At 71.5% G+C, this 23,613-nt stretch carries 23 protein-coding genes, 1 tRNA gene and 1 rRNA gene; 9 read left to right on the top strand and 16 right to left on the bottom strand.

Translation table 11 applies throughout. The features are described 5' to 3' along the window. Window positions 1-129: 129 nt before the first annotated feature. On the bottom strand, window positions 130-1,767 hold the full coding sequence (locus tag AB0B57_RS26630; RefSeq protein WP_357075316.1) for a carboxylesterase family protein: 1,638 nt from the start codon (window positions 1,765-1,767) through the stop codon (window positions 130-132). Between the two features lie 182 nt (window positions 1,768-1,949). On the opposite strand from AB0B57_RS26630, the gene AB0B57_RS26625 reads away from it, so the two are divergent. Further along, complete coding sequence (locus AB0B57_RS26625; protein WP_357075313.1) at window positions 1,950-2,885, top strand: TetR/AcrR family transcriptional regulator C-terminal domain-containing protein; 936 nt, start codon at window positions 1,950-1,952, stop codon at window positions 2,883-2,885. An 80-nt stretch (window positions 2,886-2,965) separates the two neighbouring features. After that, entirely contained in the window at window positions 2,966-4,147 is a 1,182-nt protein-coding gene (locus AB0B57_RS26620) for an ice-binding family protein (protein WP_357075310.1), read from the top strand. Between the two features lie 89 nt (window positions 4,148-4,236). On the opposite strand, the gene AB0B57_RS26615 is transcribed toward AB0B57_RS26620, so the two are convergent. After that, window positions 4,237-4,323 (bottom strand) — tRNA-Ser (locus tag AB0B57_RS26615). Window positions 4,324-4,398: 75 nt separating this feature from the next. On the opposite strand from AB0B57_RS26615, the gene deoD reads away from it, so the two are divergent. Then, window positions 4,399-5,106, top strand: a complete 708-nt coding sequence (gene deoD, locus AB0B57_RS26610; RefSeq protein ID WP_030328147.1) for a purine-nucleoside phosphorylase — start codon at window positions 4,399-4,401, stop codon at window positions 5,104-5,106. A gap of 227 nt (window positions 5,107-5,333) precedes the next feature. Here the strand turns inward: deoD and AB0B57_RS26605 are convergent, their stop codons facing one another. From AB0B57_RS26605 to AB0B57_RS26590, 4 genes are read right to left on the bottom strand one after another with little or no spacing between them, the layout of a single operon-like run. Next, on the bottom strand, window positions 5,334-6,539 hold the full coding sequence (locus tag AB0B57_RS26605) for an ABC transporter permease (RefSeq protein WP_357075307.1): 1,206 nt from the start codon (window positions 6,537-6,539) through the stop codon (window positions 5,334-5,336). Continuing rightward, window positions 6,539-7,234 carry an ABC transporter ATP-binding protein gene (locus tag AB0B57_RS26600; RefSeq protein WP_357075304.1) on the bottom strand — a complete coding sequence of 232 codons (696 nt, stop codon included), beginning with the start codon at window positions 7,232-7,234 and terminating at the stop codon, window positions 6,539-6,541. Before AB0B57_RS26600 ends, AB0B57_RS26605 begins: the two co-directional genes overlap by 1 nt. Beyond that, window positions 7,231-8,316 (bottom strand): peptidoglycan-binding domain-containing protein, encoded by a 1,086-nt coding sequence (locus AB0B57_RS26595; protein WP_357075301.1) that lies wholly within the window; start codon window positions 8,314-8,316, stop codon window positions 7,231-7,233. Before AB0B57_RS26595 ends, AB0B57_RS26600 begins: the two co-directional genes overlap by 4 nt. After that, the gene (locus AB0B57_RS26590; protein ID WP_357075298.1) at window positions 8,313-8,837 is read right to left on the bottom strand and encodes a hypothetical protein; all 525 of its coding nucleotides are present in this window, start codon (window positions 8,835-8,837) and stop codon (window positions 8,313-8,315) included. Before AB0B57_RS26590 ends, AB0B57_RS26595 begins: the two co-directional genes overlap by 4 nt. 131 nt (window positions 8,838-8,968) lie before the next feature. Here AB0B57_RS26590 and AB0B57_RS26585 point away from each other — a divergent pair, with 131 nt between their 5' ends. Continuing rightward, window positions 8,969-9,625, top strand: coding sequence for a response regulator transcription factor (locus AB0B57_RS26585; RefSeq protein WP_357075296.1), 657 nt, complete (start codon window positions 8,969-8,971; stop codon window positions 9,623-9,625). Next, window positions 9,622-10,779, top strand: a complete 1,158-nt coding sequence (locus tag AB0B57_RS26580) for a HAMP domain-containing sensor histidine kinase (RefSeq protein ID WP_357075293.1) — start codon at window positions 9,622-9,624, stop codon at window positions 10,777-10,779. The genes AB0B57_RS26585 and AB0B57_RS26580 overlap by 4 nt, the downstream gene beginning before the upstream one ends. A 9-nt stretch (window positions 10,780-10,788) precedes the next feature. Here AB0B57_RS26580 and AB0B57_RS26575 read toward each other — a convergent pair whose 3' ends face one another. From AB0B57_RS26575 to AB0B57_RS26560, 4 genes are all read right to left on the bottom strand, one after another. Next, window positions 10,789-11,235, bottom strand: coding sequence for a nucleoside deaminase (locus AB0B57_RS26575; RefSeq protein WP_357075579.1), 447 nt, complete (start codon window positions 11,233-11,235; stop codon window positions 10,789-10,791). Between the two features lie 145 nt (window positions 11,236-11,380). Then, window positions 11,381-11,908 carry a tRNA adenosine deaminase-associated protein gene (locus AB0B57_RS26570; RefSeq protein ID WP_357075290.1) on the bottom strand — a complete coding sequence of 176 codons (528 nt, stop codon included), beginning with the start codon at window positions 11,906-11,908 and terminating at the stop codon, window positions 11,381-11,383. A gap of 117 nt (window positions 11,909-12,025) precedes the next feature. Further along, window positions 12,026-12,193, bottom strand: a complete 168-nt coding sequence (locus AB0B57_RS26565; protein WP_357075287.1) for a hypothetical protein — start codon at window positions 12,191-12,193, stop codon at window positions 12,026-12,028. A 111-nt stretch (window positions 12,194-12,304) separates the two neighbouring features. Further along, window positions 12,305-12,691 (bottom strand): hypothetical protein, encoded by a 387-nt coding sequence (locus tag AB0B57_RS26560; protein WP_357075576.1) that lies wholly within the window; start codon window positions 12,689-12,691, stop codon window positions 12,305-12,307. A gap of 70 nt (window positions 12,692-12,761) precedes the next feature. On the opposite strand from AB0B57_RS26560, the gene AB0B57_RS26555 reads away from it, so the two are divergent. After that, a complete protein-coding gene (locus AB0B57_RS26555; RefSeq protein WP_357075284.1) occupies window positions 12,762-13,532 on the top strand; it encodes a peptidoglycan DD-metalloendopeptidase family protein in 771 nt (256 codons plus the stop codon). 1 nt (window position 13,533) lies between these two features. After that, window positions 13,534-14,607, top strand: a complete 1,074-nt coding sequence (locus tag AB0B57_RS26550) for a PHP domain-containing protein (protein ID WP_357075281.1) — start codon at window positions 13,534-13,536, stop codon at window positions 14,605-14,607. A 78-nt stretch (window positions 14,608-14,685) separates the two neighbouring features. On the opposite strand, the gene AB0B57_RS26545 is transcribed toward AB0B57_RS26550, so the two are convergent. Continuing rightward, on the bottom strand, window positions 14,686-15,681 hold the full coding sequence (locus AB0B57_RS26545) for a DMT family transporter (protein WP_357075278.1): 996 nt from the start codon (window positions 15,679-15,681) through the stop codon (window positions 14,686-14,688). A gap of 131 nt (window positions 15,682-15,812) precedes the next feature. Between AB0B57_RS26545 and AB0B57_RS26540 the strand changes: the two genes are divergently transcribed. After that, a complete protein-coding gene (locus AB0B57_RS26540; protein WP_357075275.1) occupies window positions 15,813-17,483 on the top strand; it encodes a DUF885 domain-containing protein in 1,671 nt (556 codons plus the stop codon). 59 nt (window positions 17,484-17,542) lie between these two features. Here the strand turns inward: AB0B57_RS26540 and AB0B57_RS26535 are convergent, their stop codons facing one another. The 3 genes from AB0B57_RS26535 to nudC all read right to left on the bottom strand — a co-directional run bounded on the left by AB0B57_RS26535 (window position 17,543) and on the right by nudC (window position 20,970). Beyond that, the gene (locus AB0B57_RS26535) at window positions 17,543-19,021 is read right to left on the bottom strand and encodes a DUF6114 domain-containing protein (RefSeq protein WP_357075272.1); all 1,479 of its coding nucleotides are present in this window, start codon (window positions 19,019-19,021) and stop codon (window positions 17,543-17,545) included. A gap of 77 nt (window positions 19,022-19,098) precedes the next feature. After that, the gene (locus AB0B57_RS26530; RefSeq protein WP_357075269.1) at window positions 19,099-19,722 is read right to left on the bottom strand and encodes a DUF6230 family protein; all 624 of its coding nucleotides are present in this window, start codon (window positions 19,720-19,722) and stop codon (window positions 19,099-19,101) included. Window positions 19,723-20,049: 327 nt separating this feature from the next. Then, window positions 20,050-20,970 (bottom strand): NAD(+) diphosphatase, encoded by a 921-nt coding sequence (gene nudC / locus AB0B57_RS26525; protein ID WP_357075265.1) that lies wholly within the window; start codon window positions 20,968-20,970, stop codon window positions 20,050-20,052. Window positions 20,971-21,176: 206 nt separating this feature from the next. On the opposite strand from nudC, the gene AB0B57_RS26520 reads away from it, so the two are divergent. After that, window positions 21,177-22,991 (top strand): VanW family protein, encoded by a 1,815-nt coding sequence (locus AB0B57_RS26520; protein ID WP_357075262.1) that lies wholly within the window; start codon window positions 21,177-21,179, stop codon window positions 22,989-22,991. An 8-nt stretch (window positions 22,992-22,999) separates the two neighbouring features. Here AB0B57_RS26520 and AB0B57_RS26515 read toward each other — a convergent pair whose 3' ends face one another. Beyond that, window positions 23,000-23,251, bottom strand: coding sequence for a hypothetical protein (locus tag AB0B57_RS26515; RefSeq protein ID WP_357075259.1), 252 nt, complete (start codon window positions 23,249-23,251; stop codon window positions 23,000-23,002). 126 nt (window positions 23,252-23,377) lie between these two features. Then, window positions 23,378-23,494, bottom strand: a 5S ribosomal RNA gene (gene rrf / locus AB0B57_RS26510). Window positions 23,495-23,613 lie beyond the last annotated feature (119 nt).

Genomic DNA, 23,613 nt, shown 5'->3' with positions numbered 1-23,613 from the left:
CCGAGGCCGGTCAGCAACGGCCCTCGCCGCGAGCAACGACCCGGGCCGGTGAGCAGCGACCCGAGGCCGGCGGGCGGGCCGGTCCACCAGGGACCGGGCCGCCCGTCGCAACCGACCGACCGGGCGACATCAGCGCAACGACCGCCAGAAGTCGTACGAGTGGGCTGCGGCGAAGCCCGTGGTGCCCGATTCCCCACCACCGGCGAACACCCGCACGTACGGGGTGCCACCGCGCAGTCGGGGCCAACTGGCCCGACCCGTCCGGGCGAAGTCGCTCCAGACCCGGACCATCTCGTCGGAGAGCCGCTGCTGGGCAGGCGTGAACGCCTCGGCGTAGTCGACAGTGAACAGGTACGGCAGTTCGGCGCAGTGGTACGCCCCGGTGGGGAAGGTCGGCTCGGGCCCCTTGGTGAAGAACGGCGCGTCGTCGTCAGCGAACTCGTACAGGTACGTCGGCACCCGTCGAGCGAACGCCAACGCGGCGGAGTAGATCGGCTCGGCGTAGTCGTGGTCGGTCAACACGGCGCCCAGCGTCTCGCTGGCGACCTGCTTGTCACTACGGGGATAGCGGGCCAGCACCTCCTCCGCCCGGTCGCCGAACATTCCGCGTACCTGGTCCCGGTACTGGTCGTCGGTGAGTGGGCACGACTCGGCCTCATCCCCCGGCTGCGGCTGCGGCTGCGGCTGCGGCTGCGGCTGCGGCTGCGGGCAGTTCAGCCCGCTGTGCTCGATGCCCCACACCACGAGGCGGGACTCGTCGCGGTTCATTCCGGTCAGCACCGGCACCTGATGCAGTTTCCCGGTGGCCAGCGCGTGGGCCGGGTCCACCGGCAACGTACGGCCGTCGACGACCGGGCCGAGGTCCACACCCGCACCGGGATAGCCGGCCGTTTCGACCAACCGGGCGGGGTCACGCCCGCGCAGGCAGGCGGCGACCGTACCCGGGTCGGCGCAGCCGATGTTCCTTGCGAACTCCTCGGCCGCCCGGGCCGCCTCAACCCGGGTCTGCACCGGGTTGGCGCACGAGTTGCTCTGCAGGATCGCGCGGTGGAACAGGCCGGCGGAGCCCGGCGCGGCGAGGTGCGCGCAGACGCTTGTCGCCCCGGCGGACTGGCCGAACAGGGTGACGTTGCCCGGGTCGCCCCCGAAGGCCGCCGCGTTGTGCCGCACCCAGCGCAGCGCGGCCTGCTGATCCTGCAACCCGAAGTTGCCGGTGACCCCACCCGGGCCGGCCAGCGCCGGATGCGCCAGGAACCCCAGGGCGCCGAGTCGGTAGTTCACCGTGACGACGACGACATCGCCGTTGGCCGCCAGTCGCTGCCCGTCGTACACGTCTCCCCTGCCGAACCGGAAGTCACCGCCGTGCAGCCACACCATGACCGGCCGGGGTGTCCGTGCGGCGGTACGCGGTGTCGTGACGTTCAGGTGCAGGCAGTCCTCGGAGTCCGCGGCATGGTCCATCGGGAGCCCCTGCAGTTGGGCGCAGGCGGCACCCGGCTTCGTCGCGTCTCGGACACCGGCCCAGACCGGGCCCGGCTGCGGTGGCGCCCAGCGCAGGGCGCCCAGCGGCGGGCGGGCGTACGGAATGCCCTGGAACGACAGGTGATCCGCCGAGACGCTGCCGCGTACCGTGCCCTGGTCGATGCGGACGACGGCCGCGCCGCGGCGGTCGTCCGTCGCCGCGGCCGGGCCGACGGCGATCGGCGGCGCGAGGAGCGCGACGGCGCCCAGCACGACGGCCCAGCGGGGGTACGGAATCCTGGTCATGACTCTCCTCATTCGGCAAAGCCGGTACGGCGTACGCACCGCGTTGTGGTGAGCATGCCGATCCGTCAATCGTTCGCCCAGAGAGCTCTAGTACGCCGAGCCCTGCGACCGGCGACCATCGACGGGGCGACCGTCGGCGCTCTAGTGCGCTACGGTCATTTCCGACCGCCGGGAGGGGCACCGTGACCGAGATCGACGACTCCACTCCTCCCTATCTGCGCATCGTCGGGGAGTTGCGGCGGCGCATCGCGGTGGGCGAGCTGGGCCCCGGCGACCGGGTGCCGTCCACCCGCCAGATCGTTCGGGAGTGGGGGGTCGCCATGGCGACCGCGAGCCGGGCGCTCACCCTGCTCCGCCAGGAGGAACTGGTCCGGGCGGTGCCCGGCGTGGGCATGGTGGTGACCGGCCCCGAGTCGACGCCGGCCGGTCGGTCCGCGCGGGGCGACGCACGTCAACGGCCGGCCCGCGGGGTGACCCGCGACCAGGTGGTGTGCACCGCCACCGAGATCGCCGACGCCGAGGGGTTGGCCGGGCTGAGCATGCGGCGCATCGCCACCGAGCTGGACGTGCCGACCATGTCGTTGTATCGGCAGGTCCGAGGCAAGGAGCAGCTTCTGCTGCTGATGGCGGACGCCGCCTTCGCGGCCCAGCGTCTGCCCCGCACGTTCCCGGCCGGGTGGCGAGCCCAGTTGGAGTTGCTCTGCCGGCTCCAGTGGTCGATCTACCGCCGGCATCCCTGGCTGGCCCAGGTGATCTCGGTGACCCGTCCGCTGCTGGCGCCGCACGCCGTCGCGCACACCGAATGGGCTCTGCGCGCCGTCGCCGGGCACGGCCTGGACCACCACACCCAGCTCCATCTGGTGGCGACTCTCGCCAACCACGTACGCGGCACGGCGGTGAACCTACAACAGGGGGCCGAGGCGGAACAGGACACCGGTCTGACCGATGACGAGTGGATGGTGACCCAGGCCGAGGTGTTGGCCGGCCTGTTCACCGCCGGTGAGTTCCCGCACCTGGCGCGGCTGTCCCGATCGGAGATCGATCTCAACGTCGACAGCCTCTTCGAGTTCGGCCTGCAACGCCTGCTCGCCGGAGTGGCGGAGCTTCTGGAACATTGACGGATCAAGTCCGTTTTGTGGTCTGCTATGCCAACATGAGGCTTTAAGAGGCTTTTAATCATCACGCGTCCCGAGGAAACATGGCGATCTTCAGCAGCACGGACACGTCCCGCCGGATCACCGGGATGTCCCGGGTGGCGTCTGCCCTGACCCTGGTGGGCGCGATCACTGCCTTGGCCGTGCTGGCCATGCCACGGGGCGCGAGTGCGGCCGAGCTGCCGGTGCCGCTGGGTGCCGCCGCCAACTTCGCGGTCCTCGCCGGCACGACGGTCACCAGCACTGGGCTCAGCACGGTCAACGGCGACATCGGCGTGAGCCCGGGCACGGCGGTGACCGGCTTTCCTCCGGGCCAGCTGAACGGATCACTGCACTCCAACGACGCCGCCGCCGTCGCCGGCCAGAGCGATCTGGCCATCGCCTACAACGACGCCGTCGGGCGGACGACCACCGAGGTCGTCTCGGACCAGCTCGGTGGGACCACCAAGACCACCGGGGTGTACGAATCCGTGGCGGGCACCTTCAACATCACCGGCGATCTGACCCTCGACGCGGAGGGCGACCCGAACGCGGTCTTCATCTTCAAGACCACCAGCACGCTCATCACGGGCGCGTCGAGCACGGTGAACCTGGCCAACGGCGCCCAGGCGTGCAACGTCTTCTGGCAGGTCGGCAGCTCCGCCACGCTCGGCGCCAACTCCACGCTGCGCGGCAACCTGTTGGCCTTCACCTCGATCACCGTGGGCGCGGCGCTCGAGGTGGACGGCCGCACCCTCGCCATCAACGGCGCGGTCACCATGGACACCGCCACGATCACCCAATCGACCTGCGCCGTACCCGGGGAGCTGTCGATCAGCGCACCGACGACAGCCGACCTGGGCAGCGCCAATCTCGGCGGAGTCGTGTCGGGCAACCTGGGCCCGGTCACGGTGACGGACGAGCGCCTGCTGTCCGCGCCGACCTGGACCGCCACCGTCGTCGCGACGGACTTCGTCACCAGCGGCATCCCGGTGCACACGATCTCCAACACCAACGTCTCCTGCTGGTCGGGGCCCGCCACCGCCACCAGCGGTATCGGCACCTTCACCTCGGGCCAGCCCACCGCCAACGACGCGGAGATCATCAACGTCGAACGGACGGCGTTCACCCTCACCAACGGCATCGGCAACAACTCGGCGACCTGGGACCCCGTCGTCTCGGTCCAGATCCCGCTGACCGCCGTCGCGGGCGCCTACTCCGGCACCGTCACCTTCTCGGTCGCCTGACAGCGCCGCAGCCGGGGAACGCCACCGGCACCTACCGAGAACGCCCGGCCGATCCTCGCGGATCTGCCGGGCGTTCTGGCACTTCAGAGCGGTGGCGGAGGGATTTGAACCCTCGGAGGGCGTTAACCCTCACACGCTTTCGAGGCGTGCTCCTTAGGCCGCTCGGACACGCCACCGCCGACGAGGGTACAGGACCACCGGTTCCGACGCCGAACCGGTATCGCCCATGCCGGCCTGGCAGGATCTTTGCCATGAGTACGCACATCGGCGCGAAGCCGGGCGAGATCGCCGAGCGGGTCCTGATGCCGGGCGACCCCCTGCGGGCCAAGTGGATCGCGGAGACCTACCTCGAGGGCGCTACCTGCTACTCGACGGTCCGGGGCATGCTGGGCTTCACCGGCCGCTGGAACGGTGTCGAGGTTTCCGTCCAGGGCTCCGGCATGGGCATGCCGTCCGCCTCCATCTACGCCCACGAGTTGATCAACGAGTACGGCGTGAAGACGCTGATCCGGGTCGGCTCCTGCGGCGCCCTCAGCACCGACCTGCAACTGCGGGACGTGGTGGCCGCGATCGGGTCGTCCACCGACTCGAACATGAACCGGATGCGCTTCGACGGGTTGATCGACTACGCCCCGGTGGCCGACTTCGGGCTGCTGCGTACCTCGGTGGAGGTGGCCGAGCGGCGCGGCATCAGCATGCACGTCGGACCGATCCTGGCGGCGGACGCCTTCTACACCGACCGGCCGGACCTCTACGACACCCTCGCCGACTACGGCGTGCTGGCGGTGGAGATGGAGTCGGCGGCGCTCTACACGATCGCCGCCCGGTTCAAGGCCCGCGCGCTGACCGTGTTGACCGTCAGCGACCACATCAAGACCGGCGAGAAGACCACCTCCGAGGAGCGGGAGCAGACCTTCAGCCAGATGGTCGAGATCGCCCTCGACACGATCATCGCCTGACCCGTCGGACACCTGTCACCGCGAAGAGCGTGATGACTGTGCGGCATATTGATGCCCCACAGTCATCACGCTCTTCCGCATGTAGCCAGCCCGCGCCGGCCAGCCGCTACGACAACCCAACCCGCGCCGCGCCACGCGGGCACGACCGCCACGCGGGCACGACCGGCACGCGGGCACGACCGGCACCACGCCGGCCCGACCGGCACGCTGGCCGGGTGGCAGACCAGTCAGACGGCGGCCAGCGCCTCCGTCGGCGCGAGGCGGGCGGCGCGCACCGCCGGGTAGAGGCCCGCGAAACCGCCGATGACCAGGGTCGCGCCCACCCCGCCGAGCATCGCCCAGGCCGGCACCACTGTCGGCCAGTCCTGGGAGAACGCGTACCCCGAGGTGACCAGGACACCCAGCAGCACCCCGCCGATCCCGCCCAGCGCGGAGAGCAGCAGCGACTCGGCGAGGAACTGGGTCCGCACCTGACCGCGGGTGGCGCCGAGCGAGCGACGCAGGCCGATCTCGGCCCGCCGCTCCAACACCGAGATCACCATGGTGTTCGCCACGCCGACCCCACCGACCAGCAGCGCGACCGCGCCCAGGCCCAGCAACAGCCCGGTGAACGCGTCGTCGGTCGCCTCGGCGGCGGCCAGCGCGTCCGAGGGACGGGACACCTCGACCTCGTTCGGCGCCGCCGGGTTGGCGGTCGCGCCGAGCACCGACCGGACCGCCTCGACCTGCGACTCACGAGCCCGGGTGTAGACGGTGGTCGGGTGCCCGTCGAAGCCCAGGTAGTCGCCCGCCGCCGGCCAGCCGACCAACGCCGAGGTGTCCAACTCCGGGGCGAGTGGTGCGGCGGCGAGGATGCCGACCACGGTGAACGCCCGTCCACCCAGCCACACCTGCACCTGCGGGTCGGCCACGGTGATCCCGAGCCGTTGCGCGGCGGTGGCACCGAGCACCACCGCCGGGTAGTGGGCGGTCGCCTCGTTGAGCCAGGTACCACTGGTCAGCTCGGCCCCGACGGTGCCCAGCAGGTCCAGCCGGGCGGCGCGGGTGGCGATGCCGCCGGTCTCCGCGGCCGGGATCCGATCCGAACGGTAGACCTTGGCGTCGGGGACCTGCCCGGTCGCGGACACCTCGGTCACCGGGCCGATCCGCCCGATCATCGCGATCGACTCCTCGGGCAGTTGGGCGTCCGCCCCGAACAGGGTGCTGCCCGGCTCGACGGTGAGCAGGTTGGTGCCGAGCGCGTCGAGCGCCCGGTCCAGTTCCGCGCGGGACGACGACGAGATCCCGACGACCGCGATCATCGCGGCGATACCGATGGCGATGCCCAACGCGGAGAGGAACGCCCGCAGTGGACGGGTGCGCAGCCCCACCCCACCGACCCGCAGGACGTCACCCGGCCCCATCCGGGCCGGAGTGAGAGTCGACGTCGCCATCAGCCGACCCCACCGGGCGTGCGGGCCGAGTCGTGCCGCACCGCGCCGTCGCGCATCCGCACCTGCCGGGGCAGGCCCGCCGCGATCTCCCGGTCGTGGGTGATCACCACGACGGTGGTACCGGCCCGGTGCAGCTCGTGCAGCAACTCCAGCACCCCGGCACCGGACGCGGAGTCCAGGTTGCCGGTCGGCTCGTCGGCCAGCAGCACCGCCGGCTCGCCGACCACCGCCCGCGCCACGGCCACCCGCTGCCGTTCCCCGCCGGACAGCTCGTGCGGCCGGTGCCCGAGCCGGTGGCCCAGGCCAACCCGGACCAGCGCGGCCTGGGCGCGTTCGCGCCGCCTCCGCAGGGGTACGCCGGAGTAGAGCAGGCCGTCGGCCACGTTGTCCACGATCGGGACGCCGGGGGCCAGGTGGAACTGCTGGAAGACGAAGCCGATCCGGCTGGCCCGCAGGGCCGACAGCTCCCGGTCGGTCAACTTCGCCGCGTCGTACCCGTCGACGAGCACGCTGCCCGACGACGGCCGGTCCAGGGTGCCGATCAGGTGCAGCATCGTCGACTTGCCCGACCCGGACGGGCCGACGATCGCCACCAGCTCGCCGTAGCCGATCCGCAGCGACACGTCGTCCAACGCGACGACGTCGCCGGCGTACCGTTTGCTGACCCGGTCGAGCACTATCACCTCGCCGGTCATGTCGGCACCACCACGGTCGTACCCTCGGTGATGTCCGCGCCGGTGACCTCCACCCGGCCGTCGGCGAACAGCCCCGTGGTCACGGCGACGACCCGGCTCGCCTCCCCCTCGGCGACCTGGACGCCGTAACCGCCCTCGGCGAGCGCGAGAAGCGCCGACACCGGCACGGTGAGCACATCCCGGCGCTCCGCGGCGGTGAACACGACGTCGACGCTGGCCTGGTCGAAGCCGGTGAGGGCCTTCGGATCGGCGACCGCGACTGTCACCTCGATCTTCGTCTCGGCGTCGCCGGACTGGCCGTTGGCTTCGGCGGCACCGGCCTGGATGACTGTCTCGATCGTGCTGACCGTGCCCGCCACGGCCCGGCCGTCCGGCAGCTTGACGCTGACCTTCGCGTCGCGCTTGGCCAGCCGCTGGTCGTCCACGTCCAACTCGACGGTGACCAGGCGGCTGGTGCCGGTGTAGGCGAGCACCGCCTGGCCCGGTTTCGTGAGATCACCGACGTCCGCCTGGTGGCTCTCCACCCGGACCTCCCGGTCGGCGTAGACGATCCGCCCCGGCTCGACCCGTCCGGTCTCGGCCAGGCCGAGGTCCTCCTGCCAGTCCCGCACGGCGTCGGCGGTGGAACCGGTGTACTCGTCGTCGACGGTGAACCCGCTGTAGCCCAGCGCCCTGAGGTTCCGTTCGAACTGCGCGACGTCGGCACCCTCCACCCCTGGGGCGAGGGTCCGGTACGCGGGCAGCCCGCCGTAGAGGAGCACCACCTCCTCGTTGTCGACCGAGTAGAGCGCCTGGCCTCGGCGCACCGTCGACCCGGTCGCCGGCAACGCGGTGATGGTGCCGCTGAGCTTCGCCGAGGCGGTACGCGTCGGGCCGTACCCCAGCTCACCGTCGGCGGTCTCCGAGTCGGCGAGGGTCTGCCGGGTGACTGTCGCGGTGGCCGGCGCCGCGTTGCCGGCCTCGGCGCGGTCTGCGCCGCCACCGAAGCCCACCGCGGCGGTCACGCCCACGGCGGCGACCAGCAGGACGACGCCGCCGATGACGGCGGCGCGCAGCCGTGCGCGTCGGATGGCGCCGGTCACCGGCCGCCCCCGAACTGTGGTGCGTGCTGCCGGCACTTCTCCATCGCGGCCTTCATGGCCGGGTCGCCGATGTCGATCGCGTTGCCGCCCGCCCCGATCCGGACTCGCCCGTCGGCGTCCGGGTCCGGGAAGTCCGGCACCCCGTTCTCCCGCATGCACTTGGCCAGCGTGCGCATCTGCTCGGCCTGTTCGGGGTTGAGCTGCGGTCCCTGCCCGCCGTTGGGCAGCTTGTCCTGGCACTTCTCCATGGCCGCCTGGACCTTCTGCCGGTCCACGTTCGCGCCGAACCGGAAGCCGGGACGGCCGCCGGCCTCCGGGTCGGGCATGTCCACCCCGTTCTCCCGCATGCACCGGGCGAAGGCGAGCTGCCGGTCCGAATCGCTGACCGGCGCGCCGCTGGCCGTGGCGCTTGTCGTCGCCCCACCGGCGGTCGCGACACCGCCGTCGTCGTCGCCTCCCGCGCCGCACCCGCCCAGCGCCAGGGCGAGCAGGACAGGTATCGCGAGGATCCGTCGTCGCATGGTGTCCACCTCCGCTGTGGGTCCGACGTGACTCGTCGAACGTCGGCACCCAGTGCACGGCAGCGGGCGTATCCCCGGCGTTACCGTCGGCGGTTATGCCGCCGTTACCGCACCCCGAGGACGATGGAGGGGTGAGAGTGCTGGTGGTCGAGGACGAGATCGTGTTGGCGGACGCCATCGCGGAGTGGCTGCGTCGGGAGTCGTTCGCGGTCGACGTGGCGTACGACGGTGACGCCGCGTTGGAGCGGTTCGCTGTCAACGAGTACGCCGTGGTGGTCCTGGACCGGGACCTGCCGGTGGTGCACGGCGACGACGTGTGCCGGGCGATCGTGGACGCGGGCGGGGAGACCCGGGTCCTGATGCTGACCGCGGCGGCGGCGGTGCGGGAGCGGGTGGCGGGGTTGGCGCTCGGTGCCGACGACTACCTGACCAAGCCGTTCGCCCTGGTCGAGCTGTCGGCGCGGGTGCACGCGCTGACCCGGCGTGCCCGCCCGGCGGCACCGCCGACGCTGCGCCGCGCCGGCATCCAGCTCGACCCGGCCCGCCACGAGGTACGCCGCGACGACCGGCACGTGGCGCTGTCCCGCAAGGAGTTCGCGGTGCTTGCCGAGCTGATGCGGGCCGACGGCGCGGTGGTCTCCGCCGAGGAGCTGCTGGAACGTGCCTGGGACGAGCACATCGACCCGTTCACCAACGTCGTCCGGGTCACCGTGATGAAGCTGCGCCGCAAGCTCGGCGACCCGCCGGTGATCGAGACGGTGCCCGGAACGGGGTACCAGATCCGATGAAGCGCCTGACCATCCGTGCCCGTCTCACCCTCATCTACGGTGGGCTCTTCCTGCTGGCCGGCGTGGTCCTGCTGGCCGTCACGTACGTGCTCGTGGATCAGCGGATGCCGCAGCCGTTCGGGGTGAGCCTGCGGGACCTGCCGAAGACCAGCCCCACGACGCCCAGCGGGCAGAACGTCGACAACCTGCGCAACCTGATCCAGCAGGCGCAGGACGAGGCCAAGCGCAACGCCCTGGAGTCGCTGCTCACCCAGGGCGGCATCGCGTTGATCGTGGTGTCGGCGGTGGCGATCGCCTTCGGCTGGCTGCTCGCCGGCCGGGCGTTGCAGCCGCTGCACCAGGTCACCGACACGGCTCGGCGGATCGCCGGCGCGGACACCGCCGGCCGGGGCCTGCACGAGCGGATCGCGCTCACCGGCCCCCGCGACGAGGTACGCGAACTCGCCGACACGTTCGACGAGATGCTGGAACGGTTGGACCGCTCCTTCGACGGACAGCGCCGGTTCGTGGCGAACGCCTCGCACGAGCTGCGTACCCCGCTGGCGCTCAACCGGGCCCTGGTGGAGTTGGCGGTCACCCGCCCGGAGGCGTCGGCGGAGACGCGTCGACTGGGCGAGTCGCTGCTGGCGATCAACGAGCGGCACGAGCGGCTGATCGACGGCCTGCTGACCCTGGCCGACTCGGAGAACGAGCTGACCGAGCGTACGCCGATCGACCTGGCCGAGGTCTGCGCGCACGTCATCGACCAGGCCGGGAGGCAGACGCTGGACGTCCCGGTACGTCGGTCGCTCGCACCGGCCCCGGTCAGCGGCGACCCGGTGCTCGTGGAACGGCTCACCGTCAACCTGGTGGAGAACGCGGTGCGGCACAACCTGCCCGCCGACGGCTGGGTCGAGGTGCGCACCGGCCTGTCCGACGACGGCCGGGCCACCCTGACGGTGACCAACACCGGCCCGGCGATCGCCGGCTACGACATCGAGACGATGTTCCAGCCGTTCCGCCGGCTGTCGCGGGAGCGGGTTGCGGGGGCACGGGGCTTCGGGCTGGGCCTGTCGATCGTCCGCGCGGTGGCCCGCGCACATGGTGGCACCGTCGACGCCCAGCCCCGCCCGGCGGGCGGCCTGATCGTCACGGTCAGCCTGCCGGTGGCCTGACCGGCGACCTCAGCGGAAGAAGGCGCGCAGGACGGCGGCGGTCTCGGCCTCCAGGACGCCGCCGTAGACCTCGGGTCGATGGTTGAGCCGGCGGTCGCGGAGCACGTCCCAGAGCGATCCGGCCGCGCCGGTCTTGGGCTCCCACGCGCCGAAGACGACTGTGGAGACCCGGGCCAGCACCAGCGCCCCCGCGCACATGGTGCACGGTTCCAGGGTGACCACCAGGGTGCAGCCGTCCAGCCGCCACCGGCCGGCCCGCTCGGCACCCCGGCGCAGGGCCAGCACCTCGGCGTGGGCGGTGGGGTCGCCGGTCAGCTCCCGTTCGTTGCGCCCATTGGCCAACTCGGTCCCGTCCGGCCCGTAGAGCACCGCACCCACCGGCACGTCGTCCACGTCGGTAGCGCCCGCCGCGGCGTCGTCAGCCCCGGTGACGGCGACCTCCAGGGCACGGCGCATCCACAGCTCGTGGCGTTGCCGACGGCCGACCGCACCCGGGTCGGCCAGGCCCTCGGAGGCGCCCGGTCCGGCACGCCCCACCGCACCGGGAGTCGGCTGCCCCGGTCGGATCGTCTCCAGAGCCGGGTCGGTCGCGTCGGCCGGCTCAGACCTCACGCAACTCCTCGACCTCGTCGGCACAGCCGAGCACCTGGCAGATCTCGGCGGTGACGTCCGCCGGCAGCATCCCCTCGTGCGTGCACAGGGTCAGCAGCTTCTGCGCGGAGATGCCCAGATTGGCCAGCAGGTCGGCCTCACCCACCGGATCGGCCTCCGGATCGACGACGGGCTGCTCGCTCTCCTCGTCACCGGTGGTCAACGGGCGCGGCTCGTCGTCGCCGTCGAGCCCGGTGACCGAGGTCTTCAGGTCACCGACCAGCAGCGCGCCCAGCGGCGACTCCTCGGCGTACGCGGAGTCCGAACCGAACACCCGCAGATCCTCGCCCTCGTCGAGACGCAGGATCACCAGGTACGCGTCATCGGCCTCGACGAAGAGCAGCGACACGTCGGCCTCCTGGTCGACGTCACGCAGCCGCTCGGCAACCTCGTCGATGTCGGTGGCGCCACGCAGGCTGACCTCGGCGGCGGTCCAGCCACTGTCGTCACGCACCACGGCCGCAGCGAAGTACGACACGGTCCCCCCAATAGCCCTCGACACAGCGTCGACTCGTTACGCGTGCACGTTAGCCGGTCGGGTCGGCAGGCGACTCGTCAACGCCCCGAAGGGTCGGTCATTCCTGACAAAGTCGGATCAGCCGGCGACGCGACGGCGGGTAGCGATGAGCTGGCGCAGACGCTCGGTGCGCTGCCGCTGTGGTCGGCTGCGCTGTCGGACCGCGCGGGCACCCGCCAACTCGGCCAGCAACTGCAGGCGGCGGCGACTGCGATCCGGTTCCTGTCGCGGGGTGGTCCAGGCCATGGTGCCGAGCGTGCCGAGTCTCGGCGGCCACGTCAAGACGGCGTTCGCTACGCAGCCAACCGGGCACGCGCCGCAGTCGTCCACCGCCGCCCGATCACCACCACGGCTCGATCACCACAGCGGCCAGTCACCGCTGGTGGCCCAGCGGACCGTCACCACGGCGGCGGCGATGCTCCAGCCACCCGCCGTGACGATGGCGACCCCGGTGGCGACCCCGCGGTCGCCGTAGCGGATCAGCACCAACGCGGTCAGCCACGCCAGCAGGCCCGCCAGCACCGTCCACCACGCGTAACTTGTCACATCGGTGCCGAGCAGGCCGAACAGCAGCAGCCAGGCGGTCGCCGCGGCCCCGCCGGCGGCGACGCCGCCACCGGTCACCGGGTGCGGCTCGCGGTAGGTCGGGCGGGACGGTGGCCCGGCGGGGAAGAGCCCCGAGGGGGTACGCGCCACCTGCTGTGCGACGACAGCCGGATCCGGGCCAGGATCGGGTCGGGCGATGGTCACCGTCGCTGCCCTCCCTCACGCGTGCCGCTCGTGCTCACGGTACCGGCTCTGCCAGGATGACTGGATGCCCTCGCCGACGATCAGCCGCCGCGCGCGTCCGGCGTACCCGATCCTGCTGCTTCTCGCCCCGGTGCTGGCCGCCGGCTGCGCGACCACCCGGCCGGGGGTGCCGACCGGCGACGCCCCGCCGACGCCGTCCGCGGTTTGGGCGACCGGCGATCAGCCGGTGTCGCCGTCGGCAACGCCGACGCCGACGGCGACCGGTCCGGCCCGCCCGGCGCCGTCGTCGGCCAGGCCGTCGGCGACGACACCTCGCAGCGGCCTGAAGCATGTCTTTCCGGTACGCGCCGACAACGTGGACTACCACCCGACGCACGGGGCGTACCCCGCCACGGACCTGTTCGCCGACTGCGGTGAGTCGTTCGTCGCGGTGACCGACGGGAAGGTGCTGGAGGTGAGTCGGGTCGACAGGTACTCCAAAGGTGGGCCGCAGGGCCCGGACAACGGCGGCCTGTCGGTGTCCCTGCTCGGCGACGACGGGGTGCGTTACTACGGCTCGCACCTGAGCGTCGTGTCCAGCGGCGTCGACGCCGGTGTGCGGGTCCGCGCCGGGCAACAGCTCGGCAAGGTGGGGCGCACCGGCAACGCCAACAACGTCTGCCACGTGCACTTCGGCATCTCGCCGCCGTGCACCGGCAAGGACGGCTGGTGGATCCGGCGCGGTGTGCTCTGGCCGGCGCGGTACCTGGATTCGTGGCGGCGTGGCGACAATCGGGACCCGGCCGCCGAGGTCGTCGCCTGGCAGCGCGACCACGGCTGCCCGAAGGCGCCCTGACATGGCTGGCGCCAGGGATCCCATCGCCGACCTGCGTCGCATCGCGTTCCTGCTCGAACGCGCGAACGAGGCCACGTACCGGGTACGGGCGTTCCGGTCGGCGGCGAAGGCGTTGGCGGGTCTGCCGGCGACCGAGGTTGCCGCCCGGGCCGACAACGGCACGCTCACCGAGTTGACAGGTGTCGGCGACGTGACGGCCCGCTGCGTGGCGGAGTCGCTGGCCGGCGAGGAACCGGTCTACCTGCGCCGGCTGGTGGCGACCGAGGGCAGCGACCTGGATGCCGAGGCCACGGCGCTGCGCGCCGCCCTGAAGGGCGACTGCCACACCCACTCGGACTGGTCCGACGGCGGCTCGCCCATCGAGGAGATGGCGCTGGCCGCGGTGGAGTTGGGCCACGAGTACCTGGTGTTGACCGACCACTCGCCCCGACTGACGGTGGCCCGGGGGCTGACCGCGGAGCGCCTGCGTCGGCAGCTCGACCACGTGGCGCAGGTCAACGCCGCACTGCCGGAGGGGTTCCGGATCCTCACCGGCATCGAGGTGGACATCCTCGCCGACGGCTCCCTCGACCAGGACGACGAGTTGCTGGCCCGGTTGGACGTGGTGGTCGGCTCGGTGCACAGCGGCCTGAAGGACGAGCGGTCGAAGATGACCCGCCGCATGCTGGCCGCGGTCGCCAACCCGCACCTGGACATCCTCGGTCACGTCACCGGCCGGATGGTGTCGTCCCGCCCGGCCGGGGTGACCGGTCCGGGCGACCGGGGGCACCGCGCCCGCACCAGGGCGGAGAGCGACTTCGACGCGGACGCCGTCTTCGCCGCCTGCGCCGAGCACGACACCGCCGTCGAGATCAACTCTCGGCCGGAGCGGCAGGATCCGCCGAAGCGCCTGATCCGTCGCGCACTGGAGGCCGGCTGCCGCTTCGCCATCAACACCGACGCGCACGCGCCCGGCCAGCTCGACTGGCAGCGGTTCGGCTGTGAGCGGGCCGCCCTCTGCGGCGTCCCCGCCGATTCGGTGATCAACACCTGGCCGGCGGAACAGTTGGTCGCCTGGACGCGCAAACGGCCCTGACCAGCGCTCCCGACCAGCGGCCCCGACCACCACGACGTCTCAGGCACGGTTCGGCCTTGATCGACTCGGCAGCGACCCTCAGCGGCGGGCGGGCTCGGCGAACTCGGGGGCGGCCGCGGGCTCGGCGGGAGCGTTGACGCCGACCACCGGGCGTGGCTTCCGGCGGCCGAGCACGCCCTGCGCGACCGCGACCCCCAGCAGCACGATGAGCGCGCCGACCGGTTGGTGCCAGTTGAGCCGCTCGCCGAGCGCCACGGCTCCGATCAGCACCGCGAAGATCGGGATCAGGTACGTGACCGTGGATGCGGTGCTCGCGCCGGCCACCCGGATGTTGCGCATGTTGATGACGAAGGCGAGCCCCGTGCCGAGCGCACCCAGGGTCAGCACGCTGGCGACCACTCCCGCCGACAGTTCGGTGGGCAGCGGCGGCAGCCCGGCGACGAACGGGGTGACGATTGCCAGTTGCCCGGCCGCGAGCAGCAACTGCGCGGCAGACAACGACAGGCCGGAGTAGGAGCTGCCGGCGACGAACCGCTTCTGGTACGGGATGGCGACGCCGTAGCAGGCGGCCGCGCCGAAGCACATCAACTGCCCGGTGAAGTGCGCCCCGCCGATGCCCTCCCAGACTCCCAGCACCACCAGCACCCCGAGGAAGCCGAGCCCGAGCCCGATCGCGCGGCGCACGGTCAGCCGCTCGGTGCGGAAGACCAGCACCGCCAGCGGCAGCACGATCAGGGGCGTGGTCGCGTTCCAGATGCCGGCCAGCATCGACTCGACCCGTTGCTCGCCGTAGCCGAACAGGGTGAACGGCACGGCCACGCCGAACGCGGCGACGACTGTGAGATGCCCCCAGACCCGGGGCTCGCGGGGCAGCCGGTCGCGCAGCACGGCGAGGACGATCAGCAGGGTTACCGCGCCAGCGACGACCCGGTAGAGGGTGAGCTGGACCGGGTGCAACTCGGCCACCCCGACCTTGATGAACAGGAAGCTGGAACCCCAGATCGCGGCGAGGGCGACGAAGCCCGGCAGCCAGGTGCGAACCGGTGCCTTGTCAGGAGTGATATCGGCAGTCACCCCTGACACTCTGCCGGAACCCACCGACAAAGTCGCGCGCCTTTCGGACGTTGCGCCGCTCGTCACTTCAGTGGCCTGAACACGACAAACGTCATCGACACGGGGGTGGGTTGGTCACGTAGGGTCGCAGCGTGGGACGAATCGATGAAATCGCCAACCGTTACGTGGCCGAGTGGGCGCCGTTGAGCCCCACCGGCGCGACCTTCGTCGGCATCGCCGGCCATGATGACCAGCTCGACGACCTCTCGCCGGAGGGTTACCGGGCGCGCGCGGACCTCACCCGCCGGACGCTCAGCGAGCTTGAGGTGACCGAGCCGCAGACCGAGTCCGAGCGGATCGCCAAGGAGGCCATGCAGGAACGACTCGGCCTGGACCTGGCCCGGTACGACGCGGGCCAGACGACGAGCGAAATCAGCGTGATCGAGAGCGGGCTGCACGAGATCCGCATGGTGTTCGACCTGATGCCGACCGCGACCAGCGACGAGCAGGCCAACGTCGCCGCCCGACTCAACGGCTTCGCCGGCGCACTGGACAACTACAAGGTCACTCTCCGTGCGGCCCTCGCCGCCGGTCAGGTCAGCTCGAAGGTGCAGTTGGTCGAGGTCGCCAAGCAGTGCGACATCTGGGTCGACCCGACCCAGGACAACTTCTTCCACGGGCTGGTCGAGCGGCTGGGCGCTGAGGGCTCGCTCGGCGCGGAGCTGCGTCGGGGCGCGGCGGCGGCGACCGCGGCGACCGCCGAGTTCGGCCAGTTCCTGCGTACCGAGTTGGCCCCGCACGGGCGGGACAAGCAGGCCGCCGGCCGGGAGCGCTACGAGCTCGCCTCGCAGTACTTCCTCGGCGCCAAGGTCGACCTGGACGAGACGTACGCCTGGGGCTTCGCGGAGCTGGCCCGCCTGGAGGCGGAGATGCGCGTCGTCGCGGGGCGCATCGCCGGCTCCGGTGCCACGGTCGACGAGGCCGTGGCCAAGCTGGACGCCGACCCGGCCCGGACCATCCAGGGCAAGGAGGCGTTCCGGGACTGGATGCAGGCGCTGGCCGACAAGGCGATCGCCGAGTTGCACGGCACCCACTTCGACATTCCGGAGCAGGTCCGCCGCATCGAGTGCTGCCTCGCCCCGACCAGCGACGGTGCCATCTACTACACCGGCCCGAGTGAGGACTTCTCCCGTCCGGGCCGGATGTGGTGGGCGGTGCCGCAGGGCATCACCGACTTCTCCACCTGGCGAGAGGTGACCACGGTCTACCACGAGGGCGTGCCGGGTCACCATCTCCAGGTGGGGCAGACCGCTGTCCGTGCCGACCTGCTCAACCGCTGGCAGCGACTGCTCTGCTGGGTGTCCGGGCACGGCGAGGGCTGGGCGCTCTACTCGGAGCGGCTGATGGACGAGCTGGGCTACCTGGAGGACCCGGGCGACAAACTGGGCATGCTCGACGGCCAGGCGATGCGCGCAGCGCGGGTGATCGTCGACATCGGCATGCACCTGGAGCTGGAGATCCCGAAGGACAACCCCTTCGGGTTCCACCCGGGCGAGCGGTGGACGCCCGAGCTGGGCTGGGAGTTCATGCGGGCGCACTGCCGGGTTCCGGACGAGAACCTGCGCTTCGAGCTGAACCGCTACCTGGGCTGGCCGGGGCAGGCGCCGTCGTACAAGGTGGGTGAGCGGATCTGGCTGCAGGCCCGCGAGGACGCCAAGGCCCGCAAGGGCGCCGACTTCGACCTGCGGGAGTTCCACCGGCAGGCGTTGGACCTGGGCGCGCTGGGTCTCGACCCGCTGCGCCGGGCGCTGGCCCGGCTTTAGGCTCTAGGCTCCAAGCGCCGGCGGTACGACGTACCGCCGGCGCTTCCCGCCGTGCCCGTTCAGCCGAGGGTCAGCGCCAACGCCGGTCGGGCGGTCAGCGTGTCACTCGTGACGTACGCCAGGTCGATGACCGGATCGGTGAACGTGATCGGGATGGGCGAGGTGATCGGGACGCCGTCCGGCAGTGGCAGATCCGGCGTCAGTGTGATCTTGATACCGAGTAGCCGGCCAACGAACCGGGTGGCGTAGAAGGCCACGTTTCCGCTGACGGTCAGCCGGTCGGTCGCGTACCGCTGGTTGCGCCCCTGCGGGCCGTCGGCGCGGAGCAGGAAGTCGGCGGTGACCGCCTCACGCATGCTGAACTTCAGCACCTTGAGGTCGCCTTTCACGGTGTGCAGGTCGGTGACTCCATCGAATCGCAGCCCGGTCATCCGGACCGACGTGCCGGTGAGCTTGGACGGCGTCTGCGCCACCGTCGGCAGGGCTGGATCGGCGGCGATGCGCGGCAGCGGCTTACCCGGCTCCACCACACCCGGCTTGTCCGGCGCGCCCGGCCCGTCGGAGGCCGGCGTGCCCGGCGTGCCCGGCTTGGCGGGCGTGTCCGGCCCGCCCGGGGCCGGCGGCGGGCAGGTGCCGGGCCGGTCGGCCGGCGTGCCGGTTGGTTGCGCGGCGGGCGTGGCGGCCGGGCTGGTCGACGCCGACGGGGTCTCCCCACGGCGTCCGCCACCGAGCAGATCGCCGACTCCGTCCAGGATGTCGGTGAGCACGTTGCCATCCCGGTCCGGGCTCGGAGTCGGCGTGGCCGGGCTGGCGCTGGGCGACGGGCTGGCATCCCGGGACGGGGTCGGACAGAGGATCGTCGCCGGCCGACTCGGGGCCGCCCGCACCGCTCGCGGTTGGACGGCCAGCCCACCGGCGGCCAGGCCGAGCACCACGAGGGTGATGCCAAAGGCCTGCCGAGAGTCAGTGGAACGTCCCGGCCACTCGGGCGGCGGGCCCTCGTCGGACCCCGGCGCCGCCGTCGGGCGATCAGACCGCGCAGTGCCGGCCCGCGCCGCGTCGGGCTGCCCCGCGTCGGCCTGCTCGACGTCGGCCTGCTCGACGTCGGCCTGCTCGACGTCGGGCTGTGGGGCGGTGAGCGGTGCTGGACTGGTCGGCGTCCAGGCGAAGGCGAGGGCGCTGCCGACGATGCCGAGCAGCAGACCGACGAAGAAGCCGCCGAGGTTGAGCCCGATCAGCGAGTAGACCGCGGTGACCGCCGCGACGATCGAGTAGAACAGGCGCTGCGCCGGGGTGAACCAGAGCAGCAGACCGCAGGTCACCAGGATGACCGGGATCAGCAGCGAGAGCAGGCCGCTCGCCCCGCTGTGGAAGCTGAGGCCGTTGAGGGTCATCCGGGTGGACGCAAACATCTCCAGCCCGGCCAGGGCGGTGAGCAGGCCGCCGGTGAACGGTCGGCTGCGCCGCCAGCGGCGGAAGTGCCGCCACGCCTGAGCCGGACCGCCGGGCCGGGCGTGCGACGGGTTCGCGGTTGTCACGTACTCCTCCTGGCCGCGCGGGAACGGGGACACCGGCCGGACCCGCGGCGGTGGCGCGCCGCGGGCCTCGGCTCACCTCAGAAGCACTCCTTGCCCTTGGCGTCTTCGCCCACGTTGACCTTCAGCCGAAGCCCGACCAGGTTGAACGTCGCCGCCGTGGTGTAGCGGGACACCTGTTGCAGGTTGGTGATGGTGACGTGGTCGGAGTTCTGGCCGAACGAGCCGGCCTGCGCCGTCGGGTTCAGGTCGGTGGCGTCCCGACCGATCTTGATGTTGGTGAAGGTGGCGTTGCCGTTCAACGAGTCCATCGCGATCAGCAGGTCCTTGGCCCGGGCGGGCTCCTTGCCCTCGCCGGCGTTGATGGTGAGCACCACCGGCAGGCCCGGCAGGTCGGCGCGGACGGACTGGCACAGGCTGTACAGCTCGGCGCTGCTGATCTCGGAGAGCGCGATCGGGTGGACCTGGCCGGCCTTCCCGTCCTTGCCCTTCTCGCGGACGATGCCGCCGTACTGCTTGAAGCCGTCGCCCTCCAGGCGCTCGGCGCCGATCTTGAAGGTCTGGCCGGAGACCGTGATGTCGGACGCGATCGCGCCTGTCGACATTCCGAACAGGATGGCGCCCGCGGCGGCCGTGGCGGGCACCGCCATGGCGGCGAAGCGCCGCCACCGGGTACGACCCTGATTGTCCAACCGATCCTGCACGGGTTCCTCCTCGAGGTGGATGCGCACGGCTCGCCGGTGACGAACTGGCGGCTCTGCGTGGGGCCCGTCATCTGTTACCGGCGGGTAATGACCGGGCTTGATGGTGCACCTCTGAGGCGTAGCTCACAACCCCCCGGCTACTCGGCGGTAACAGGCGACCCATCCAGCAGCAGCACTGCGTTACGGCGGGGGCGACGCGGTCGCGGACGGAAGCCGGCAAAAGGCCACGAAAGCTGGCACGGCCAACGGGGTTGGCTGCGGAAAGTGATGGGACATTGACCGATTACAATAATGTAACGAATGTAAAGCAGCGGTCAGCCCCGCAGGTCAGGACCCCGCGGCCAACCAGTCCTCGAGAAGGCGGTGGTCGATCGCGTCCACCCGCCCGAGGGTACGGCCGGAAGCCACCCGCTCCCGCAGCTCCGCCCGGGTGAACCAGCGCGCCTCCAGCAACTCCTCGCCGTCGACGCGTACCTCGTCGGAACCGGCGGTGGCCCGGAAGCCCACCATCAGGCCGGCGGGGAACGGCCACGCCTGCGACCCCTGGTAGGTCACATCGGTGACTGTCACGCCCGCCTCCTCGGCCATCTCCCGACGGACCGCGTCCTCCAGGCTCTCGCCAACCTCGACGAACCCGGCCAGCGTCGAGAACGCGTCCTCGGCCGCACCCGCGTGCCGGGCCAGCAGGCAGCGCCCCGGCCGGCCGGGTGCCTCGACCAGCACGATGATCGCCGGCTCGATCCGGGGGAAGAAAAGACGCCCGCACTCCTCACCCGTGCAGGTGCGCATGTGCCCGCCGCCATCGGCGACGGCCGGCGCACCGCACGTCCCGCAGAATCGCTGCTGCCGGTGCCAGTGCAACAAACCCCTGGCGTACGCCTGGACGGCCGCGTCGCCCGGGTCGAGCCGCCCGACCAGTGCCCGTACGTCGACGGTCCGCGCCGCACCGGCCATCTCGGTGGCGGCACGTTCGGGGAGTGCGGACAGGTCCACGGCGAACACGGCAACGTCCCCGTCGAGCCCCAGGAACACCGTCTCACTCGCGGCGGACCGGACGAGGGACGCCCGCTCCGCGGTGAGCCGGACCGGCCCGTCCGCGTCGACGAGACAGCGGTCCCGCCACAACGCCAGCACCACGGTTGTCGGCTCGCCGAGCAACGCGCTCAACCGGGTCGGATCGGTGCGCAAGGGGCCCGCCCGGTCCAGCCAACCGCCGCCGTACGCCAACACCCGCTCCGCAGTGTCCACCCGGCCACCGTGCCACGTCCGCGGTCCGCCGCCGGCACCACCCCCGTACCTCCGTGGGTGGTCCGTCCCCGTGCTCCGCCGACACACCGGACGACACGCGGTAGCGGTGTCCGGCCGGTGCAGCCGAAGGACGGCCGGGTATTCGTTACCGTAGGTGCCTGCGGGAGGGCGTTACCTGCCGCGGCACCCTGGCGATCGAGGTTGCAGTGACGCTCTACGGCGAAAAGAGTCCGCCCGCCGACGACCGGCCCACCGTGCAGGTCACCGCTGTCACCTGGCCGGACGACGGACCGGTGACGGTGTCCGCCCCCGGTGAACCGGAGGGCCGCCCGAGTCGCCCCCGCCGGGTGCGGATGCTGCTCGCCGCCGGCGTCGGCGGCGGCGTCCTCGCCGCCGTGGCGGGTGCCGGAGCCTGGGCCTACGCCGGTGACGTTCCGCGCGGCACCAGCGTGCTCGGCACCGAACTGGGCGGCCGGAGCCGCGCCGAGGCCGATCGGGAGTTGCGGGCGGAGCTCGACCGGCGGGCGGCGGCCCTCGCCGGTCCGTTGCGGGTCACCGTCGACGGGCGGACCGCCGATATCAACCCGACCGACGTGGGGTTGGCCGTCGACGTGCCGGCGACCGTCGCGGCAGCGGCCGCAGCCGACGCGCACCCGGTCAGCCGCCTGGTCGGCTCCCGCACGGTCGACCCGGTGGTCACCGTCGACGCCGACCGGTTGGACGACGCGCTACGTAGGGTGCTCGGCAACCAGGCCCAGGGGATGACGATGCCGGCAATCACCTACCAGGGCGTCACGCCGAAGGTCGTGCAGCCCAAGCCGGGGCTGGCCCTGGAGCCCCAACGCTCGGCCGAGGTGGTCCGCGCCGGCTGGCTGGCCGGCACCCCGGTCACCGTGCCACTTGTGGAGCGCCACCCGGCGACCACACCGGAGGAGTTGGACCGGCTGGTCACCGAGCTGGCCAAGCCGGCGGTCGCCGCACCGGTCACCCTGCGTACCGAAAAAGGTTCGGTGCGGATCTCACCCGCCGCCATCGCGAGAAGCCTGCGGTTCACCGCCGACAAGACCGGCAAGCTGACCCCGTCGGTGGACGCGAAGCGGCTGCGTGCGGCGCTCGGCGACGACCTGGCGGCCATCGAGGTGCCGCCGAAGAACGCCACGATGACCATCTCCGGTGGTCGGCCCACCACCACCGACGGGCGGCCCGGTCAGCAACTGGACATGACGAACCTGGCTCAGGGCCTGCTGGCGGTACTGCCGAAGTCGGACGGCCGCGAGGTGACCGGCGAGCTGAAGCCGACGCCACCGGAGCTGACCGCGGAGAAGCTGACCGGCCTGGGCATCAAGGAACGAGTGTCCACCTTCACCACCCGTTTCACCGGCGGAATGGCCTCGTCGCGCAGCCGGAACATCGCGACCATCGCGAGGCAGGTGGACGGCACCGTCGTCCTGCCGGGGAAGACGTTCTCGTTGAACGGTCACACCGGCGAACGCGGTTACGCCCAGGGCTACCTGGACGCGCCGGTGATCCTCGACGGCAAGTTGGTGCCGGGCGTCGGCGGCGGCATCTCACAGTTCACCACCACGCTGTTCAACGCGACGTACTACGCCGGCCTGGAGGACGTCCAGCACAAGCCGCACTCGTACTGGTTCGACAGGTACCCGGCCGTCATCGAGTCGACGATCATCTGGCCGCACCTGGACTTCAAATTCCGAAACAACACCGAGTACGGGGTACTCATCGACACCTCGTACACGTCCAGCACGATCACCGTGTCGATCTGGAGCACGAAGATCTACGACAGCGTGAAGACGGAGTACGGGCCCCGCCGCAACATCACCACGCCGAAGCTGATCCACCTCGAGCCCGGCCCCTCGTGCATCGCGACCAACGGCATCAATGGGTTCGCCCAGGACGCCTACCGAGTCATCAAGAAGGGCGGCAAGGTGGTCAAGCGGGAGAAGTTCAGCTGGCGCTACGACGCGGAACCCCGCTACGTCTGCGGGCCGAAGCCCTCCTGACGTCGCGGTCAGCCCGCGGCGCCACCACTGCCCTGTCCACTGGGCCGGCCGCCCTGGGGAGGCGTTGGCAACATGCGCGCCTCCTGCACGCGAATCTCGGTCCGGAACCGATGCGCCGCCGGATGCCATATCTCCTCGAACGGCCCCATGACCTCGGCGCCGACACCGCGCCGACGCACACGGGCTCCCAGCCACCAGAGGATCCCCAGGATCGCCGCCACGCAGCCGGCGAACACCAGCAGTATCAGAACGTCAGCCACACCCCGAACCTAGCCCGGGGTGTCCCGCGCTCGTGGATACCCCAATTTCAAGAAAGTCGAGTCGATTCAGGGTGCGGATATGCAGATAGGGCCACCCCGTATCGGGGTGGCCCTATCTGGAAGATTGTCCGGCGGCGTCCTACTCTCCCACACCCTCACGAGTGCAGTACCATCGGCGCTGGAGGGCTTAGCTTCCGGGTTCGGAATGTAACCGGGCGTTTCCCCTCCGCCATGACCGCCGTAACTCTATGAACATATCAAACAACACCGGACACATTTCACGGGTGTTCGCTCGTTCAGAGTTGCACAGTGGACGCGTAGCAGCTTAGTAGTCAAGTCCTCGGCCTATTAGTACCGGTCAA

It is taken from the genome of Micromonospora sp. NPDC049101 (genome assembly GCF_040648675.1).
GTDB lineage: Bacteria > Actinomycetota > Actinomycetes > Mycobacteriales > Micromonosporaceae > Micromonospora.
Note: the sequence above shows the minus strand (reverse complement) of the source record. Positions and strands in the feature narration are given on the sequence as shown.

Bases quoted from the DNA above. Each gene is read 5' to 3' on its own strand.
- AB0B57_RS26575 (WP_357075579.1), bottom strand. From the start codon at position 11,235: ATGCGCCGTGCCCTGGAGGTCGCCGTCACCGGGGCTGACGACGCCGCG.
- AB0B57_RS26630 (WP_357075316.1), bottom strand. From the start codon at position 1,767: ATGACCAGGATTCCGTACCCCCGCTGGGCCGTCGTGCTGGGCGCCGTC.
- AB0B57_RS26550 (WP_357075281.1), top strand. From the start codon at position 13,534: ATGGCTGGCGCCAGGGATCCCATCGCCGACCTGCGTCGCATCGCGTTC.
- AB0B57_RS26620 (WP_357075310.1), top strand. From the start codon at position 2,966: ATGGCGATCTTCAGCAGCACGGACACGTCCCGCCGGATCACCGGGATG.
- AB0B57_RS26605 (WP_357075307.1), bottom strand. From the start codon at position 6,539: ATGGCGACGTCGACTCTCACTCCGGCCCGGATGGGGCCGGGTGACGTC.
- AB0B57_RS26580 (WP_357075293.1), top strand. From the start codon at position 9,622: ATGAAGCGCCTGACCATCCGTGCCCGTCTCACCCTCATCTACGGTGGG.
- AB0B57_RS26565 (WP_357075287.1), bottom strand. From the start codon at position 12,193: ATGGCCTGGACCACCCCGCGACAGGAACCGGATCGCAGTCGCCGCCGC.
- AB0B57_RS26600 (WP_357075304.1), bottom strand. From the start codon at position 7,234: ATGACCGGCGAGGTGATAGTGCTCGACCGGGTCAGCAAACGGTACGCC.
- AB0B57_RS26555 (WP_357075284.1), top strand. From the start codon at position 12,762: ATGCCCTCGCCGACGATCAGCCGCCGCGCGCGTCCGGCGTACCCGATC.
- deoD (WP_030328147.1), top strand. From the start codon at position 4,399: ATGAGTACGCACATCGGCGCGAAGCCGGGCGAGATCGCCGAGCGGGTC.
- AB0B57_RS26590 (WP_357075298.1), bottom strand. From the start codon at position 8,837: ATGCGACGACGGATCCTCGCGATACCTGTCCTGCTCGCCCTGGCGCTG.